Raw genomic sequence first — 18317 nt, 5'->3', positions numbered from 1 at the left:
ATGCGACCTCTCGACGGCATCACCGTCGTCACGCTGGAACACGCGATCGCAGCGCCGTTCTGCACGCGCCAGTTGGCCGACCTGGGCGCGCGCGTCATCAAGGTCGAGCGGCCCGGCAGCGGCGACTTCGCGCGCGGCTACGATGAACGCGTCAATGGCCTGGCCTCGCACTTCGTCTGGACCAACCGTTCGAAGGAAAGCCTCACGCTCGACGTCAAGCACGAACAGGCCGACGCCGTGCTGGCCGGCCTGCTGGCAGAAGCCGACGTGCTGGTGCAGAACCTCGCGCCCGGCGCGGCCGAACGCCTTGGCTTGTCTTATGAAGCGCTGAAAGAACGCCATCCACGCCTGATCGTCTGCGACATCTCGGGCTACGGCAGCGACGGTCCGTACCGCGACCGCAAGGCCTACGACCTGCTGATCCAGAGCGAATCAGGTTTTTTGTCGATCACCGGCACGCCGGACGACCCGTCGAAGGCTGGCTGTTCGATTGCCGATATCGCAGCCGGCATGTACGCGTACACGAACATCCTGGCCGCGCTGCTGCAGCGTGGCCGCACGGGCGAAGGCTGCCGCATCGATGTGTCGATGTTGGAGAGCATGGCCGAGTGGATGAGTTATCCGCTGTACTACGCATATGACGGCGCGGCGCCGCCAGCGCGCACGGGCGCCTCGCACGCGACCATCTTCCCGTACGGGCCGTTCCTGGCTGGCGACGGCAAGTCGGTCATGCTGGGCATCCAGAACGAACGTGAGTGGACGGCCTTTTGCGCCATCGTGCTGCAGGCGCCCGACCTGGCGAACGATCCGCGCTTCAACGCCAACGCACGCCGGGTCGCAGCGCGCGATGAACTGGCGGCGCTGATCGTGGCGGCGTTTTCGACGTTGACGGCGCAGCAGGTGCGCGAGCGGCTGGAGCTGGCCCACATCGCCAATGCCCAGGTCAACGACATGCACGAAGTGTGGGGCCATCCGCAACTGAAGGCGCGTGGGCGCTGGACCGAAGTCGACACCGCCAACGGCCGCGTGCCCGCCATGCTGCCGCCCGGATTACCGCACAACGTCACGCCGCGCATGGACGCCGTGCCCGCGCTGGGCCAGCATACGGATGCGATCCTGGCGGAGCTGGGCTACGACCCAGCGGCCATCGCAGCCATGCACGCGCAAGGCGCGGTCTAGCGAACAGCGATAAAAAAAGCCCGCGCTGCCGTGATGGCAGCGCGGGCTTTTTGCGTTGCGCGTATCAGTCGGCGAACGCGCCGTTCTTCTTGTAGATCGGGCCCCACTTCTCGATCTCTGCTTTCAGGTGCGTCCGCAAGCCTTCCGGTGTGGCCTTCGCATCCGACACCGGCTCGGCGCCCAGTTCGGCAAAGCGCGCCTTCACGTTCGGATCGTTGAGCGCCTCGCGCAGCGCGGTGCCGATACGCGCCACCACCGCTGGTGGCGTGCCTTTTGGTGCGTACATCCCGTGCCACACATACATCTCGAAACCGGCCATGCCCTGCTCGGCCAGTGTCGGCACGGTCGGCAGCGACGGGATGCGGGTCTTCGTCGTCGCGCCGTACACCTTCACGCGATTGGTGCGGATGTACGACGTCGTCTGCGTCGTCTGGTCGCACAACAGGTCGATCTGGCCACCCAGCATATCGCTCAGTGCCGGCGCCGTGCCCTTGTAGGGAACGGTCGTCAGTGGCACGCCGATCGCGCTCAGAAACAGCATGCCGCACTGGTGCGACACGGCGCCCAGACCAGCATGGCCCATTGTCATCGCGTCCTTCTTCGACTTGATCATCGCGATCAGCTCGGGCAGCGTATTGGCCGCCAGGTCCTTGCGCGCCATGAGCACCATCGGCACGTCGGCCACCTGGCCGATGTACTCGAAGTCGGTCATGGGGTTGAAGGCGAGCTTGCGGTACAGCGTGGTGCTGGTGGCCATGCCGTTATGGTGCAGCAGCAGCGTGTAGCCATCCGGCGTGGCGCGCGCGATGCGGCCGGCGGCCAGCGTGCCGCCCGCACCAAGGGCGTTTTCCACGATGATCGATTGCTTGAGCGACTTCGCCATGCTCTGCCCGAGGATCCGGGCCACGACGTCGGTAGGCCCGCCGGCCGAGAACGGGACGACGAGGGTGATGGTTTTTTCCGGATAGTCGGCGGCCAGGGCGGCGCTTGAAGCGAGCAGCGCGATTGCGGCGGTCAGTACCCTGCGTGTGATTGCGTGTGTCGGCATGCGTGTCTCCTGTTATAGGCTTTTGTGCTCGAGGCTGCCCCGCGCGTGGCGTTTGATGCAGTCAAGTCATCATAGAATTGAATGACATGCACATGTAAATAGCGTTTTCTGATGCCTGCATCACAAAAGGCGATAGGTACGCCAAGTACATGGTGTGCATCTGCAGCAAGTCACGGTGTACCTGCCGTCGTCATTGAAAATGATTCTCATTCACGATAGAATCCTGGTTTGCTCCTCGTCACTGCTTCTTCTCATGTCCTCGTCCCTTTGCCTGCGTCCGTCGCGTCTCGTTCTTGCCCTGTCCCTGGTGTTTCCGCATGCGTTTCCGACGACAGCGATGGCGCAGGAAGCCGATGGTGGCGCGATGCCGGCAGTGCGCGTAACGGCCGTGAAGGCGCAGGGGTTCATGCCCAATACAGTGGAAGCCGGGAGCTTTCGCGGCAGCGACGTGATGGACGTGCCGTCGACCGTTAACGTCATCACCCGCGACGTGCTCGACCTGCAGGGCGCCGCCGGCCTGTATGACGCAGTGCGCAATACGGCCGGCGTGACGCGCCAGCAGAACGGCGGCGACACGTGGGACCAGTTGGTCATCCGTGGCATCGCTGTCGAAAACCGCACCAACTACCGCCTCAATGGCTCGCTGCCGATCATGAACTTCGGCCAGGTGTCGATGGAGAACAAGGAGCGCGTCGAGGTGCTCAAGGGCGCAACGGCCCTGTATTACGGCTTCACGTCGCCGGCCGGCGTCGTGAACTTCGTCACCAAGCGCGCCGGCAGCATGCCGCTGAACACCGTCGGCGCCAACGTCGACAGCAATGGGACCGTCGTCGCCACGCTCGATGCTGCGCGCCGCTTCGGTGTTGATGACGCGTTCGGCGTGCGGATCAACGCGGCCGGCGGCACGCTCGGCTCTCACCTCGATGGCGTCGGCAACGGCAACCGCGGCTTCGCCTCCGGCGCATTCGACTGGCGCGTGAACGCGCGCGTGCGCCTGCGCGCCGACCTCGAATACGACAAGCGCCGCGTGACCGAGCAGGCCGGGATCAACCTGCCGCCGGCCGTGGGCGGCGTGATCACGCTGCCGCGCGCGGTGGATCCGCGCCGGCTCGTCGGCCCCGACTGGGCCAGGTTCGAAACGCATGCGCGCAACGCGCAGCTGCGCGCAGACATCGCACTGAATGACGCCTGGGCGCTGACGCTCGAAGCGGGCCACGCCGAAACGAAGCGCGACCGTTCGCTGCCGATCTTCCGCTTCAATAATGCAGCGAGCATCGCGACCGGGGCAGGGCGCATCACGGGCAATCTGCAGCATGCCGACGTGGATTCGCGCATGCTGCGCGCCGAACTGGCCGGCCAGTTGCGCACGGGCTCCCTGACGCACGAGGTGACGATCGGCGCGAGCGATACCGACAAGGGCCAGGCCCCGATCTTCCAGGCCAACTACACGATCCCCGCACAGAATCTGTATGCGCCGCTGCCGGTGACGAACGTCTCGGTCGGTGCGCGGCCGGCGACGCCCACGACGGCGGCACTCGATTCGCGCGACAAGGGCCTGTACCTGGTCGATCGCATCAGCCTGGGCGCCTGGCAATTCATCGGCGGCGTGCGCCGCGTCGACTACCGCAGCACGCAGGGCGTGAACGACTACGACGCGAGCGAGACGACGCCGATGGCAGCCGTCATCTACCGCCTGCGTGACGATCTCTCCGTGTATGCGTCAGCCGCCGAAGGCCTGGAAGAGGGCGAGGCCGCACCGGCCGGCACTGCGAATGAAGGAACCCGCATGGCGCCCGGCGTGAGCAAGCAACGCGAAGTCGGCGCGCGCTGGCGCACGCCTGGCGGCTTGCTGACACAGGCGGCACTCTTCGAGATCGAGCGCCCCGGTTACTACACCAACGCCGCGAATGTCTTCACCGCCGATGGCGAGCAGCGCTATCGCGGTCTGGAGCTGTCGTCGCAGGGCCGCATTCTGCGCAGCGTGGCCTGGCAGGCGTCGGCCCAGTGGCTCGATCCGGCTTTCCGCAATATCAACGCGACGTATGACGGCAAGCTGCCGGAAAATGCAGCGCGCCGCACCGCCAGCACGTTCGTGGCCTGGGACCTGGATGCGGTGCCCGGCCTGGCGCTGACGGGCGGCGCGTACTACACGGGCCGGCGGCCCGTGAATGACCTGAACCAGGCCTGGCTGGGCGGCACCACCGTGTTCAGCGTGGGTGCCCGATACATCGACCAATTCGCCGGCAAGCGCACCACGTGGCAACTCAATGTCGACAATGCTGCAGACAAGCAGTACTGGGCCGGCGCCGGCACGCGCCTGAGCGCAGGCTTGCCGCGCCTGATCAAGCTGTCGATGAAGGTCGCGCTGTGAGCCGCTGGCGCCTGCCGTCGCTGCGCACGGTCTGGTTCCAGCTGCACTGGTTCGTCGGCATCACGGCCGGCACGCTGCTGGCCGTCATTGGCCTGACCGGCGCCATCATGGCGTTCGAGGACGAACTGCTCGACGTGCTCAATCCGGGCGTCATGACGGTCGATGCCGAAGCGCGTGCGCGCCTGCAGCCGGCGCAACTGCTGCAGGCCGCGCAGCGCGCGCGACCCGGGGAGCGCGTGGTGAGCATCGTGCTGGAAGCGGATCCTGCCAGCACGGCGCTGGTGCGCTTTGCCGCGCCGGAGGGTGAGCGGCGCGGTCCGGACGTGCGCGTGCACCCGTACAGCGGCGCGGTCTTGCCGGCGCTGCGCTTCGAGGCCGCGTTCAACTGGGTCGAGGAACTGCATCGCTGGATGCTGCTGCCGCGCGCCCCGGGCCGCCTCGTGCTGGGCATCCTGGCGCTGTGCCTCGTGGGTCTCGCGCTCAGCGGCCTGTATCTGCGCTGGCCGCGCCAACCCGCCAACTGGCGCACCTGGCTCACCTTCAATACCAGCCTGCGGGGCCGCTCGTTCCTGTGGGCGCTGCATGCGATTGCCGGTACCTGGGCGCTGGTGGCTTACCTGATCGTGGGTGGCACCGGCATTTACTGGAGTTTTGACGTCGTGCGCGACACGGTGCAGGGCTGGGCCGGCAGCGAGCGCCGCGCCGCGACCGAAACAAAGGCGCAGCCACGCAAGCGCCCAGCAACGCCGGATGGCCCGGCCGCACTCGATCCGGCCTGGAACACCTTCCTCGCGCATGCCCCGAACTGGGCCAGCGCGACGATCCGCCTGCCGGAACGCGGCAGCGGCGCCTACCAACTGACGTGGATTGCGCAGGACGGCCCGCACGAGCGCGCCCGCAACCGCATGTCGCTGCGCGCCAGCGACGGCGCACTGCTCAAGAACGAACCCTACGACGCGCAAACCGTTGGCCAGCGCGCCTTGAGCACGATCCGGCCGCTGCACACGGGCAGCTACTTCGGCCTGCCGGGGCGGGTCATCATGATGCTCGCCAGCCTGGCCTTGCCCGGCTTTGCCATTACCGGCTGGCTGCTGTACCTGGGCCGGCGACGCCAACAGCGCGCCCTGGCGCGCGAACGGGCGCTCGCCATGACGAGCGGACCCACCACGCCAGGCGCCGGCGCACCGATCCTGCTGGCGTTTGCAAGCCAGGGCGGCCAGGCCGAACGGATCGCGCTGCACAGCGCTGCGGCGCTGCGCGCCGGTGGCCGCGCGGTCGACCTGCGCGCGGTGTCGGCGCTCAGCCCGGGCGAACTGGCTGGCTACGACCATGCGCTGTTCGTGGCGGCGACCTTTGGCGACGGCGAAGCGCCCGATGCAGCGCGCCGCTTCACGCGCGACCTGCATGCAGGGCCGCTGGCGCTGGCCGGCTGCAAGTACGCGGTGCTGGCGCTGGGCGACCGTAATTACGCGCGCTACTGCGGCTACGGCATCGCGCTTGACGAGCGCCTCGGTGCGCTGGGCGCCACGGCGCTGTTCCCACGGATCGACGTCGACCAGGGTGACGCCGCGGCGCTGGGCCGCTGGATGCATGCGCTGGGCACCCTGGGTGCGGCCGCCGGCACGTTTCCCGCCGCTGCCAATGACGCGGCACCGATGACCGACTGGCGCCTCGTCGCGCGCACACTGTTGAATCCCGGCAGCCTGGGCGCGCCGCTGTATGAACTGGTGCTGCAGACGACGGCAGATCAGCAGTGGCAGGCCGGCGACCTGCTGGACGTCGCGGCGCGCCACACGGCGGCGACCGTTGACGCCTGGCTGGCGGCCAGCGGCCTGGATGGCGCGGCGCGCGTTATCTGGCATGGCGAACCCCAGACGCTGCGCGAGGCGCTGGCCTGGAGCGAACTGCCCGGCACCGGACATCCATTCGCATCGACCCAGGAATGCGCGGATGCACTCAAACCGCTGGCGCCGCGCCGTTATTCGATTGCCGGCATCCCGCAGGATGGCGCACTGACGCTGCTCGTGCGCCAGCAGCGCCACGAGCAGGGCATGGGCCTGGCATCCGGCTGGCTGACCGCGCATCTCGACATCGGCGCGATGGTCCGCGCACGGCTGGCGACGAATCCGGGCTTCCATGGCCCGCAGGATGCGCGGCCCTGCATCTATATCGGCAACGGCTCGGGCATGGCCGGCTTGCGCGCGCACCTGCGCAGCCGCGTTCTGGCCGGGCAGCACCGCAACTGGCTGCTGTTCGGCGAACGCCAGCGCGCCTTCGACAGCCTGTGCGCGGGCGAGATCGCCGCGTGGCGCGATGCCGGTGCACTGCCGGAATGCGATCTGGTGTTTTCGCGCGACGACGCGCCCGAGTATGTGCAGGATCGCCTGCGCGCCCGCGCCGACACGCTGCGCGACTGGGTCGAGCGCAATGCGGTCATCCACGTCTGCGGCAGCCTGCAGGGGATGGCGGGGGAGGTCGATGCGGCACTGGCAACGATTCTCGGCGAGGCCGGGCGCGATCGCCTGATCGATGCGGGCCGTTACCGGCGCGACGTGTACTGAGCACGTACCGTACGTGCTTGGCGGTGTTCGTCGCATCCCGGCGCATCGGCGGCGCTGTCGCTATACTGGCGCCATGCACACCGAGTATCCGGCTGGCGCCGACGATTTCCTGACCATCCTGGCCGCGCGGCGCAACTACACGCTGCGCCGTCTCGTTGCGCCCGGCCCGGACGACGCGGCCCTGCTGCGCATCGTCGAAGCCGGCGCGCAGGCGCCCGACCATGGGCTGCTGCGGCCGTGGCGCTTCATCCTGATCCCGCAGCACAAGCGGCATCTGCTGGGCGACGTGTTTGCCGCTGCCGTACTGGCACGCGATCCGGCCTGCGGCGACGAGGCGCTCGCCACCGCGCACGACAAGGCCCTGCGCGCGCCATGCCTGCTGGTGGCGGTGCTGCGCGACGAACCGGGCACCATCATCCCGACGCACGAAAAACTCGTGTCGCTCGGTTGCGCGATCCAGAACATGCTGGTGGCAGCTCAGTTGCTGGGCTTTGCAAGTGGCCTTGCCAGTGGCGCAGCGATGGATTTTGCCGGCATGCGCACGTTACTCCAGCTCGAGGTACATGAGCGGGCTATTTGTTTCATTGGTCTGGGTACCGCGTCGACGGCGAAAGCACCACGTGCGCGGCCAGATGTGAACCAATTCCTGAGCAGTTTGTAAATTTGCGTTGATCGCCCAGACAGCAAAAAGCCCGCCGATTGGCGGGCTTTTCAATGTGCGCTGCGGCTGCGCCCACGCTATCTGCGTGGTGCGCGCTGCGGCGTCACGAGGGCAGCATCAGATTGCGCAGATGTTGCCGGCTTTTTCGCCTTTAGGGCCGGTCGAGCGCTCGAACGACACGCGCTGATTTTCGGCCAGGCTCTTGAAGCCTTCCGATTGAATATCCTGGAAGTGCGCGAACAGATCGTCGCCGCCGCCATCAGGCGTGATGAAGCCGAAGCCTTTTGCGTCGTTGAACCATTTTACGGTGCCGGTTTGGGTAGTCATGTTGAATTCCTTTGCAGTGACATGGGCAAAATCGCCCAATACGCACGTTCAACCAAGAGAAGATAAAAGCGGGGGAATCAAACTGGACTGCCGGAAGAGGCGAGGCGGGAGAGAAAAGCCAACAATAACAACGACTTGATGTGGTGCATCGTTGAAGATACACGGCTTTTCCAGAATGTCCTAACGATTTGTCGATTCATTTCCCCGAATCGTTCTCAGTGCGCAGAAACGAGCTTGAGTCCGACGATGCCTGCCGCGATCATGCCGATGCACGCTAGCCGCGCCGGTGAGGCCGATTCCCCAAGCACGATGATGCCCACGAGCGCCGTACCGACGGCGCCGATCCCCGTCCAGATCGCGTAGGCGGTACCGATCGGCAGCGTCTTGAGCACGTGGGCCAGCAGGCCAAAACTGACGATCATGGCGGCGACCGTGCCCACCGTGGGCCACAGGCGCGTGAAGCCTTCGGTGTATTTCAGGCCAACGGCCCAGACAATTTCAAACAGTCCTGCAAGGACCAGCAGAATCCAGACCATATTGCCTCCGATTGTGTGAGGCCCGATACTATGTCGAATCTGGTGATGAAAAAAGTCAGCACCTATCAATGGAATTGAACGATGGCGTTTGACCTCGACAACGTAAAAGCATTCCTGGCGGCGATCGACCATGGCTCGTTTTCCGCAGCCGCGCGCGCGCTCGGGCGCGTGCCATCGGCCGTCAGCATGGCGATCGCAAATCTGGAAGCGCAGCTCGATGTGCAGCTGTTCGACCGTACCGGCCGCAATCCGGTGCCGACAGCGCAGGCACTGGCGCTGCTGCCGCAGGCGCGCCTGCTGGCCGAGGGATTGCAGCGCCTGAACGTGCATGCGCTGTCGTTGAACCGCGGCCTGGAAGCGTCGCTGACGCTGGCGCTCGTGCCCGAGCTGCTGGGCACCGTGCCGTGGAGCGCCGCGCTGCATGCGCTGGCGGTCGAGCACCCGCTGCTGCAGGTGGAGGTGCTGACCGCGCCGCAGGCCGATGCGCTGGCGATGGTGCGCAGCGGGCGTGCCGACCTGGCACTTGTCTTTGAGCGATATGGCGCGGCGCCGTATCAGGCATTCCAGGAAGTGGCCGAAGAGCGCCTGGTGGCGGTGGCGGCGCGCGCCCATCCGATGTTCAAGGGGGGCAGGCAGGCGCAGGTGCGCGACACCGATCTGCTGCTGCAGCGCCAGATCGTCGTGGCGGGGCGCGACACCGACCAGGTGGACCAGCGCATCGCGATGTCGTCGCTGCAGTGGAAGACCGATAGCCCGATCGCCGCACTGGCGCTGGTCAAGGCGGGCCTGGGCTGGGCGTGGCTGCCGGCGAGCCAGGTGCGCGAGGCGGTGCAGGGCGGTGAGCTGGTCGAGATCCCGACCGCCAATCTGACCAACGTGCTGCGCTTCTTCGTCGACATCGTGTGGACCGAAGAACGGCCGCTGGGTATGGCGGCAACGCGCTTCGTCGAACTGTTGAACGTGCAGAAAATGTGAACGATCGTGCGGGAACCGGTCGCGCACGCGATGGTGTCGGTTCGGCTAGAATGTTTGCCCAACAATGGGAGGATCGTAGCGCGCACGCCTTGTGGCGGCCCCGCCTCCCACGCCGCATCACCCAATAAGCATAGGAAGAACATGAGCACCGACAGTACGCTGAACGAAGCACAGAACACCCAACTGCGGATCGACGCGCTGGAATACCACCGCAGCCCCACCCGCGGCAAGATCGAAGTGATCGCCACCAAACCGCTGTCGAACCAGCGCGACCTGTCGCTCGCGTATTCGCCGGGCGTGGCGTACGCCTGTGAAGAAATCGCCGCCGATCCGGCTACCGCGTTCGATTACACGTCGCGCGGCAACCTGGTGGCCGTGATCACCAACGGCACCGCGGTGCTCGGCCTGGGCAATATCGGTCCGCTGGCCGCCAAGCCGGTCATGGAAGGCAAGGGCTGCCTGTTCAAGAAATTTGCCGGTGTCGACGTGTTCGACCTGGAACTGGACGAACTCGATCCGGACAAGCTGATCGACGCCATTGCGATGCTCGAGCCGACCGTCGGCGGCATCAACCTCGAAGACATCAAGGCGCCGGAATGCTTCTACATCGAGAAGAAGCTGCGCGAGCGCATGAACATCCCGGTCTTCCACGACGACCAGCACGGCACCGCGATCATCTCGACCGCCGCACTGCTCAATGCGATGAAAGTCGTCGGCAAGGACATCGGCCAGATCAAGCTGGTCGCCTCCGGCGCCGGCGCGGCGGCGATTGCCTGCCTGGACATGATGGTGCTGCTGGGTGTCAAGCAAGAGAACATCTACGTCGTCGATTCGCGTGGCGTGATCTGGCAGGGTCGCGACGCCAATATGGAAGAAAACAAGGCGCGTTATGCGCAGGCGACCGATGCGCGCGTGCTGGCCGATGTGGTCAAGGACGCTGACGTGTTCCTGGGCTGCTCGACCGCCGGCGTGCTAACGGGCGAGATGGTCAAGACGATGGCCGACCAGCCGGTCATCCTGGCGCTGGCCAATCCCGAACCGGAGATCCGTCCTGAAGTGGCCAAGGCCGCGCGCCCGGACGTCATCATCGCCACCGGCCGTTCGGACTACCCGAACCAGGTCAACAACGTGCTGTGCTTCCCGTACATCTTCCGCGGCGCGCTCGATTGCGGCGCCACGCGCATCACCGATGAAATGAAGCTGGCCTGCGTGACGGCAATCGCCGAACTGGCTGAAGCCGAAGCGAGCGACGTCGTGGCGCTGGCCTATGAAGGCCAGGACCTGGCCTTTGGCCCCGAGTACATCATTCCGAAGCCGTTCGATCCGCGCCTGCTCGGCGCGATCGCACCGCGCGTGGCGGAAGCCGCTGCCGCATCGGGCGTGGCGACGCGCCCGATCACCGACATGGACGCCTACCGCGACAAGCTGGGTCAGATGATCTATCACACCGGTTTCTTCATGAAGCCAGTGTTCGACAAGGCGCGCGCCGATGTGCGCAAGGTGGCCTACGCCGAAGCGACCGAGCCGCGCGTGCTGCGTGCGGTGCAGGCCGTGGTCGACGAGGGCATCGCGCATCCGGTGCTGATCGGCGACACGTCGGTCCTGCAGCGCGCCATCAAGGATGCGGGTCTGCGCCTGCGTGAAGGCCTAGACTACACCGTCATTGCGGCCGAAGCCGATACGACGCTGCAGGGCACGCGCCTGCTGGCCGCGGGTACGGTCGACGCGCTGATCTGCGGCATGACCGGCTGCTACGACGACCACCTGGAGCACGTGCGCAGCGAGATCGGCGTGGCGCCAGGCGCCGAAGTGCTGGCCGCGATGAACGCGCTGGTGCTCGACAAGTTCACGCTGTTCATCACCGACACGTATGTCAATGAGCAGCCGAGCGCCCAGGAGCTGGCCGCCATCACGCGCCTGGCAGCCGAGACGCTGCAGCACTTCGGCCTCGAGCCGAAGGCCGCGCTGCTGTCGCACTCGTCGCAGGGTTCGTCCGAGCGGCCGTCCGCCAAGCGCATGCGCGAAGCGCGCGCGCTGCTGGCCGAGCAGTCGCCCGAGCTGGCCGTGGTCGGCGAGATCCACGGTGATGCTGCGCTGTCGGAAGAAATCCGTGACCTGTACAAGATCGACGCCGGTTACTCGGGCAGCGCGAACCTGCTGGTGATGCCGTCGCTGGATGCGGCCAACATCCTGTTCAACGTGCTCAAGGTCGCCGCGGGTAAGGGCGTGACCGTGGGCCCGATCCTGCTGGGCGCTGCCAAGCCGGTGCACATCCTGAGCCCGAGCGCCACTGTGCGCCGCATCGTCAACATGACGGCGCTGGCAGCGGCGGGTGTGAAGTAAGGGCGATCACCGGGGCTGGGCCCTGGCCCTGGTGTACTGCCAGCAAAACGGCCCCGATCGGGGCCGTTTTTGCGTCCGCTCAGCGCGACGTCATGCACCGAAGTGCGCCACCAGAAAATCGATGAAGGCGCGTGCCCGCGCCGATTGCCGGCGCTTGTTCGGATAGACGACGAACAGGTCGGCCGCGGGCTGCGCGTACCCGGGCAGCACGATGCGCAGCCGGCCGCTGTCGACGTACTTTGCCAGATCCCACTCCGAGCGCACCAGGATGCCGTGGCCATCGAGCGCCCAGCCCAGCACGATGTCGCCGTCGTTGCTCGACAGCGCACCCTGGACCTTGACCGACACGGCGCGGCCTTCATGTTCCAGGCGCCAGACGCCATGCGCCTCGTCGTTCTGCCGGTGCACGATGCAGCGGTGGCTGGCCAGATCGGCCAGGCTGGCCGGCGTGCCGTGCCGCTCCAGATAGCGCGGTGACGCGCACAGCAGGCGCCGGTTCGACATGATGCGGCGCGCGACCAGGCGCTGGTCGGGCAGCTCGCCGAAGCGGATCGCCAGGTCGATGCCGCCTGCGACTAGGTCCACCGGCCGGTCGGTGACGTCGAGCTGCACCTCCACCTGCGGGTAGCGCTGCGCGAAGGTCGACACCAGCGGCGCGATCGTCGTGCGCCCGAAGCCGAGCGAGGCATTCACGCGCAGCAGGCCCTGCGGCACGGCGCGCGTGCTCGATACCGCTTCTTCCATCTCGTGCAGGTCGGCCAGGATGCGGGTCGCGTAGTGCAGATAGGTTTCGCCCTCGGGCGTGAGGCTGCTGGTACGCGTGGTGCGGTTTACGAGCCGCACGCCCAGGCGCTCTTCGAGCTGCGCCAGGCGCTTGGTGGCAGCCGGCGGTGTGAGGTCGAGCGCGCGCGCAGCGGCGCTCAGGCTGCCGTGGCGGGCCAGCAGCACAAAGAATTCGAGATGCGAGGCGAGGTCATTGTTCACTTTAGGTGAAGAATCCTGTGAAAGAGATTCAATCATAACCGCCCCTCCAGCGAATAATCTGGTGTCTCGTACAACCAGCACATGAAAGACACCGCCATGAGAATCGTCGACATCCGCGAGCAGACCGTTCCGATCAGCTCTCCGATCCGTAACGCCTACATTGATTTCAGCAAGATGACGCTGAGCGTGGTCGCCGTGGTGACCGACGTGATCCGCGACGGCAAACCCGTGATCGGCTACGGCTTCAACTCCAACGGCCGCTATGGCCAGGGCACGCTGATGCGCGAGCGCTTCATCCCGCGCATCCTCGAAGCAGATCCGGCCGCGCTGCAGGACGACACGGGCGCGAACCTTGACCCGCACAAGATCTGGCAAACGATGTTTACCAATGAAAAGCCCGGTGGTCACGGCGAGCGCTCGGTGGCCATCGGCACGATCGACATGGCGGTGTGGGATGCGACGGCCAAGATCGCGGGCGTGCCGCTGTTCCAGCTGCTGGCCGACCGCTATGGCAATGGCCAGCCGGAGCGCCGTGTGTTCGTGTATGCGGCCGGTGGCTATTATTATCCGGGGCAGGACCACGGCAAGCTGAAAGACGAGATGCGCAGCTATCTCGATCGCGGCTACACGGTGGTCAAGAAGAAGATCGGCGGCGACTCGCTCGACGAAGACCTGCGCCGCATCGACTCGATCCTGAGTGTGCTGGGCGACGGGCAGAAGCTTGCCGTGGATGCGAACGGCCGCTTCGATCTGGACACGGCGATCCGCTACGCCAAAGCGCTGTCGCAGTACGATCTGTTCTGGTACGAGGAAGCGGGCGACCCGCTTGACTACGAGCTCCAGGCGACGCTGCGCAACTACTACGCCAATCCGATGGCCACGGGCGAGAACCTGTTTTCGATGCAGGATGCGCGCAACCTGATCCGCCACGGCGGCATGCGCGCCGACCGCGACTGGCTGCAATTCGATTGCGCGCTCAGTTATGGCCTGGTGGAGTACCTGCGCACGCTCGACATGCTCAAGGAACACGGCTGGTCGGCCAAGCGCTGCATCCCGCACGGCGGGCACCAGATGTCATTGAATATCGCCGCCGGTCTGGGACTGGGCGGGAACGAATCCTATCCCGACCTGTTCCAGCCGTACGGTGGCTTCCCGGATGGCGTGAAGGTCGAGAATGGGCACATCACGATGCCCGATCTGCCGGGTATCGGCTTCGAAGGCAAGGCCGATCTGATTGCGCAGATGCGCAGACTGACTGATTGATCAGGTGCGGTCGCCGGCGTCGAATTTGACGGCTTGCGTCGCGCCGCCCTTGCGCCGCACGACCACGGTGCCGGCCATCTTGTCGTGCCAGCCCTGCTTGCGCGCGTCGAAGCCGACCCAGAGAATGCCCAGGAACAGCGGGATCATCGAGACGTAGTAGCCCAGGTAGCGGATGATGAACTGGCGCGTGCTTGGCTTGCCGCCGGTGCGAGCGTCGACGATGATCGCGCGGATGGCCAGCTTGCCCGGGGTGGCCGAGAGTTTGATCCACAGGACCAGCACGAAGGCGGCCGGCAGGACCCAGTTGATGATGAAGTCCGCCGGACCCATGACCATCGATGTGCTGTCCCAATACGCGGCCCCGTAGATCGCGTAGAGCAGTGGCAGCACGACGATCATCACCAGGATGCTGTCGATGAGCGCCGCGCCGGTGCGCGCCCAGAAGCCAACGTATTCCAGTTCGGTCGATTCGTGCGGCTGCATGGTGGCTCCGGTTGGTTGTGCTGTAAGGACCCTCACAATAGCACTGGCCAACCGGGGCGTGGCTTAAGTCTCGAGGTAGCGCGTGACGGCCTGGCCGACTTCCGTGGTGTTGGCCGTGCCGCCCATGTCGGGCGTGCGCGGGCCCTCGACCAGGCAGCGCTCGATCGCGGCCAGCATCCCGTCATGCGCCGCCGTGTAATTGGCATCGCCCTGGCCCAGGAACTCGAGCATCATCGCGCCCGACCAGATCATCGCGATCGGGTTGGCGATGTTCTTGCCGTAGATGTCCGGGGCCGAGCCGTGCACCGGCTCGAACAGCGAGGGGAAGGTGCGGTCCGGGTTCAGGTTGGCCGACGGCGCGATGCCGATCGTGCCGGTGCAGGCGGGACCGAGGTCCGACAGGATGTCGCCGAACAGGTTCGAAGCCACGACGACGTCGAAGCGTTCGGGCGAGATCACGAAGCGTGCGCACAGGATGTCGATGTGGTACTTGTCCCATTTGACATCGGCGTATTGCTCGCCCATGGCGGCCACGCGCTCGTCCCAGTACGGCATCGAGATCGAAATACCGTTCGATTTGGTGGCGGCGGTCAGGTGTTTCTTGGGGCGGCTCTGGGCCAGGTCGAACGCATACTTGAGGATGCGGTCGGTGCCGTGGCGCGTGAAGACCGATTCCTGCAGCACGAACTCACGGTCGGTCCCTTCGAACATCTTGCCGCCGACCGACGAGTATTCGCCCTCGGTGTTTTCGCGCACGACGTAGAAGTCGATGTCGCCCGGTTTCTTGTTGGCGAGCGGGCAGGGCACGCCGGGCATCAGGCGCACCGGGCGCAGATTCACGTATTGGTCGAACTCGCGCCGGAATTTGAGCAGGGAGCCCCACAGCGAGATATGGTCAGGGACGATGTCGGGCATGCCGACGGCGCCAAAGAAAATGGCCTCGAAGCCCGAGAGCTGGGCGCGCCAGTCGTCCGGCATCATCTTGCCGTGCTTGACGTAGTAGTCGCAGTCGGCCCATTCGAAGGTGGTGAATTCGAGATGGATACCGAAGCGTTTGGCGGTGGCGTCGAGGGCGCGCAGGCCTTCGGGCATGACTTCCTTGCCGATGCCGTCGCCGGCGATCACGGCGATCTTGTGGGTTTTCATGGGCGTCTCCTGGGAGCTTATCTGAATGCTTCAAGAATAAGGCAAAACGGTGCGTTTATAATGCTGCTTCTTGTGGTGTGAAGGAACACGGTGCGTGAATAATCTGCTGGAGAATGCTGATTTGCGGGTGTTCGTGACCGTGGCGCGTCAGGGATCGTTTGCTGGCGCGGCGCAGGCGCTGGGCATGTCGGCGGCGTACGTCAGCAAGCGGATCGGGGTGCTCGAGGCCGCGCTGGGCGTGCGGCTGTTCCAGCGCACGACGCGGCGCGTCGTCATCACCGAAGACGGGGCGCAGGCGTTTGAACGGGCGCAGGCGATTCTCGCCAGCCTGGATGAGCTGATCGAGGAATCGGCCGAGCGGCGGCGCGCGCCCAGTGGCCAGCTGCGCGTGTGCAGCAGCTTCGGCTTCGGCCGCCAGGTCGTCGCACCGGCGATTGCCCGGCTGGCGCGCGCGTATCCGGCGCTGCAGATCCGGTTCGAGGTGTTCGACCGGCTGGTGGATCCGGTGGCTGAAGGGTTCGATCTGGATGTGCGGATCGGCGACGAGATCGCGCCGCAGCTGATCGCACGGCGGCTGATGGTCAATCACCGCATCCTGTGCGCGGCGCCCGCGTACCTGGCGCAGCATGGGACGCCGCGCACGCTGCAGGATCTGGCGGGCCACCAGTGCCTGGTGATCAAGGAGCGCGACCATCCGTTTGGCGTGTGGCGGCTGCGCGCGAAAGGCGTTGAGGAGACGGTGAAGGTATCGGGTGCGCTGTCGACCAACCATGGCGAGATCGCGCTGCGCTGGGCCCTGGACGGCGCCGGGATCGTGCTGCGTTCCCGCTGGCACGCGCAGCCGCTGCTGGCGGCCGGGCAGCTCGTGCAGATCCTGCCGGAGTTTGTGCAGGAAGCCAACGTGTGGGCGGTGTATCCGCAGCGGCTGGGGAATTCGGCGAAGGTGCGGGTGTGCGTTGAATTTCTCGAGCGCGAGCTGGCGGCAGATATGGCTGCGGATCTGGCGGCGGATCGGGCACCGGATGCTGGCGTGTAGCGCACCGCGGCGGCGCAATGGACGCTGTTCGTGCACCGACAAGGTGCAGCGCACCATCCATTCGCTCATTCGCGACATGGCCAGTTCGTGTGGCTCGACACTGCGCCGCAACATGGGCGATAATGGCGGGCTGTAGGGCGCGGTAGCTTGCCGTACCTTGCGTGTTTGCGTCTTTCGACCAGACCTGCGCCGCCTGCAGCTTCTCTTACCCATCCGATCATCCGAGGACCATGAACTCCAGCCCGACGCTTGCCGATTCCGTGTGCGCAGCCCCGCGCCGCCACTTGCCCGCTCGCGTGGCGACATCGCGCGCGCCAACGTGCGCATCGCGGCCTGCTCCTGCCCGCGTCATGGTGCGCGCGTGAGTCAGTCGGTCATGTACCCAGGCTCTCCCAGCAAGCCATCGCGTCCGATCATCGAGGTCAAACCGCATTCGACGCTCGATGACGTCTACGGCATCCTCGTCGGCGTGCTGTTCGTCGTGATCGGCATCGTGCTGCTGCATGCAGCGGGCCTGCTGACCGGCGGTGTCGCCGGGATTGCGCTGTTGACGTCGTACTCGACCGGCTTGTCGGTCGGCACACTGTTCATGATGATCAACGTGCCGTTCTTCCTCTTCGGTTACTTCTTCATGGGCGCGCGTTTCACGATCAAGTCGCTGGCCGGCAGCGCGATGATCATGGGCCTGCTCAAGATCATGCCGTTCGTGCTGGTCATCGACCGCGTGCATCCGGCCGTGGCGGCCCTGGGCGGCGGCACCTTCTGCGGCATGGGCATCCTCGCACTCGCGCGCCACGGCGCCGGTGTCGGCGGCACGGGCATCGTCACGCTGTGGCTGCAAAAGCAGTACAACATCAACGCCGGCCGCACCCAGATCATGATCGACAGCGTCATTCTGGCGCTGGCATTGCTGCTGGTCGCCCCCCACCTGGTCGCCTGGTCCGCCCTGAGCGCCGTCGCCATGAGCGGCATGGTCATGGCCTGGCACCGCGCCGGCCGCTACTTCGGCAGCTAACCCCCCACAATTAGGGTCAGAGTCGAATTATTGGGTAATAGCCTTTAGCAAATGGCCATGTTCGGGCTCCTGCAGATGAGCCCGTCAAACATTGCATAATAATTAGGGTCAGAGTCGAATTGTTTTTCAATTGATTTATAAAAATTGACAAACAATTCGACTCTGACCCTCATTGTTTTTTGTTGTTGTTAGCGCTATCTCGTACCAGGCAAATTCTCTCGTGCAATGAATGTCCCGAAGGCATTCATCGACCCCTGCAGATCATTCTGAACAATTAGGGTCAGAGTCGAGTTAATGGGCAATTACCCAAAGTTGTCAAACAATTCGACTCCGACCCTAAGCTCGGCAGTTAATCTTGCAAATTAATTGGGGTCAGAGTCGAATTAATA

15 protein-coding genes are annotated in these 18317 nt (G+C 65.5%); 9 read left to right on the top strand and 6 right to left on the bottom strand.

The annotated features are described in order from the left end of the window. Positions 1-1179 carry a CaiB/BaiF CoA transferase family protein gene (locus AC56LH_RS10505; RefSeq protein WP_499648446.1) on the top strand — a complete coding sequence of 393 codons (1179 nt, stop codon included), beginning with the start codon at positions 1-3 and terminating at the stop codon, positions 1177-1179. Between the two features lie 64 nt (positions 1180-1243). Here AC56LH_RS10505 and AC56LH_RS10500 read toward each other — a convergent pair whose 3' ends face one another. After that, positions 1244-2227 (bottom strand): tripartite tricarboxylate transporter substrate-binding protein, encoded by a 984-nt coding sequence (locus tag AC56LH_RS10500; RefSeq protein WP_499645894.1) that lies wholly within the window; start codon positions 2225-2227, stop codon positions 1244-1246. 253 nt (positions 2228-2480) lie between these two features. Here AC56LH_RS10500 and AC56LH_RS10495 point away from each other — a divergent pair, with 253 nt between their 5' ends. The 3 genes from AC56LH_RS10495 (at position 2481) to AC56LH_RS10485 (ending at position 7820) form a co-directional block, all read left to right on the top strand. Beyond that, the gene (locus AC56LH_RS10495; RefSeq protein ID WP_499645893.1) at positions 2481-4598 is read left to right on the top strand and encodes a TonB-dependent siderophore receptor; all 2118 of its coding nucleotides are present in this window, start codon (positions 2481-2483) and stop codon (positions 4596-4598) included. Next, a complete protein-coding gene (locus AC56LH_RS10490; RefSeq protein WP_499645892.1) occupies positions 4595-7159 on the top strand; it encodes a PepSY domain-containing protein in 2565 nt (854 codons plus the stop codon). The genes AC56LH_RS10495 and AC56LH_RS10490 overlap by 4 nt, the downstream gene beginning before the upstream one ends. 73 nt (positions 7160-7232) lie before the next feature. Further along, positions 7233-7820 (top strand): nitroreductase family protein, encoded by a 588-nt coding sequence (locus AC56LH_RS10485; RefSeq protein WP_499645891.1) that lies wholly within the window; start codon positions 7233-7235, stop codon positions 7818-7820. 117 nt (positions 7821-7937) lie between these two features. Here AC56LH_RS10485 and AC56LH_RS10480 read toward each other — a convergent pair whose 3' ends face one another. Both AC56LH_RS10480 and sugE read right to left on the bottom strand, forming a co-directional pair. Continuing rightward, on the bottom strand, positions 7938-8147 hold the full coding sequence (locus AC56LH_RS10480) for a cold-shock protein (RefSeq protein ID WP_258834693.1): 210 nt from the start codon (positions 8145-8147) through the stop codon (positions 7938-7940). A gap of 215 nt (positions 8148-8362) precedes the next feature. Further along, positions 8363-8683 (bottom strand): quaternary ammonium compound efflux SMR transporter SugE, encoded by a 321-nt coding sequence (gene sugE, locus AC56LH_RS10475; RefSeq protein WP_258834692.1) that lies wholly within the window; start codon positions 8681-8683, stop codon positions 8363-8365. An 81-nt stretch (positions 8684-8764) separates the two neighbouring features. Here sugE and AC56LH_RS10470 point away from each other — a divergent pair, with 81 nt between their 5' ends. Further along, positions 8765-9658 (top strand): LysR family transcriptional regulator, encoded by an 894-nt coding sequence (locus tag AC56LH_RS10470; protein WP_499645890.1) that lies wholly within the window; start codon positions 8765-8767, stop codon positions 9656-9658. Positions 9659-9799: 141 nt separating this feature from the next. Then, a complete protein-coding gene (locus tag AC56LH_RS10465; protein ID WP_499645889.1) occupies positions 9800-12001 on the top strand; it encodes an NADP-dependent malic enzyme in 2202 nt (733 codons plus the stop codon). A 90-nt stretch (positions 12002-12091) separates the two neighbouring features. Here the strand turns inward: AC56LH_RS10465 and AC56LH_RS10460 are convergent, their stop codons facing one another. Continuing rightward, positions 12092-12985 carry a LysR family transcriptional regulator gene (locus AC56LH_RS10460; RefSeq protein ID WP_499645888.1) on the bottom strand — a complete coding sequence of 298 codons (894 nt, stop codon included), beginning with the start codon at positions 12983-12985 and terminating at the stop codon, positions 12092-12094. A 96-nt stretch (positions 12986-13081) separates the two neighbouring features. Between AC56LH_RS10460 and AC56LH_RS10455 the strand changes: the two genes are divergently transcribed. After that, positions 13082-14248 (top strand): mandelate racemase/muconate lactonizing enzyme family protein, encoded by a 1167-nt coding sequence (locus AC56LH_RS10455; RefSeq protein ID WP_499645887.1) that lies wholly within the window; start codon positions 13082-13084, stop codon positions 14246-14248. On the opposite strand, the gene AC56LH_RS10450 is transcribed toward AC56LH_RS10455, so the two are convergent. Together AC56LH_RS10450 and AC56LH_RS10445 are read right to left on the bottom strand one after the other, a co-directional pair. Continuing rightward, positions 14249-14731 carry an RDD family protein gene (locus AC56LH_RS10450; RefSeq protein ID WP_499645886.1) on the bottom strand — a complete coding sequence of 161 codons (483 nt, stop codon included), beginning with the start codon at positions 14729-14731 and terminating at the stop codon, positions 14249-14251. It abuts the gene before it with no gap. Positions 14732-14794: 63 nt separating this feature from the next. After that, positions 14795-15877, bottom strand: a complete 1083-nt coding sequence (locus tag AC56LH_RS10445) for a tartrate dehydrogenase (protein WP_499645885.1) — start codon at positions 15875-15877, stop codon at positions 14795-14797. Positions 15878-15971: 94 nt separating this feature from the next. On the opposite strand from AC56LH_RS10445, the gene AC56LH_RS10440 reads away from it, so the two are divergent. Further along, positions 15972-16913, top strand: a complete 942-nt coding sequence (locus AC56LH_RS10440) for a LysR substrate-binding domain-containing protein (RefSeq protein ID WP_499645884.1) — start codon at positions 15972-15974, stop codon at positions 16911-16913. 262 nt (positions 16914-17175) lie between these two features. Beyond that, a complete protein-coding gene (locus AC56LH_RS10435; protein WP_499645883.1) occupies positions 17176-17928 on the top strand; it encodes a YitT family protein in 753 nt (250 codons plus the stop codon). Positions 17929-18317 lie beyond the last annotated feature (389 nt).

The organism is Telluria sp. LT1R51-2, assembly GCF_059685775.1.
The sequence above is the reverse complement of the archived record's forward strand: the minus strand, read 5'-3'. Positions and strand labels throughout refer to the sequence as shown.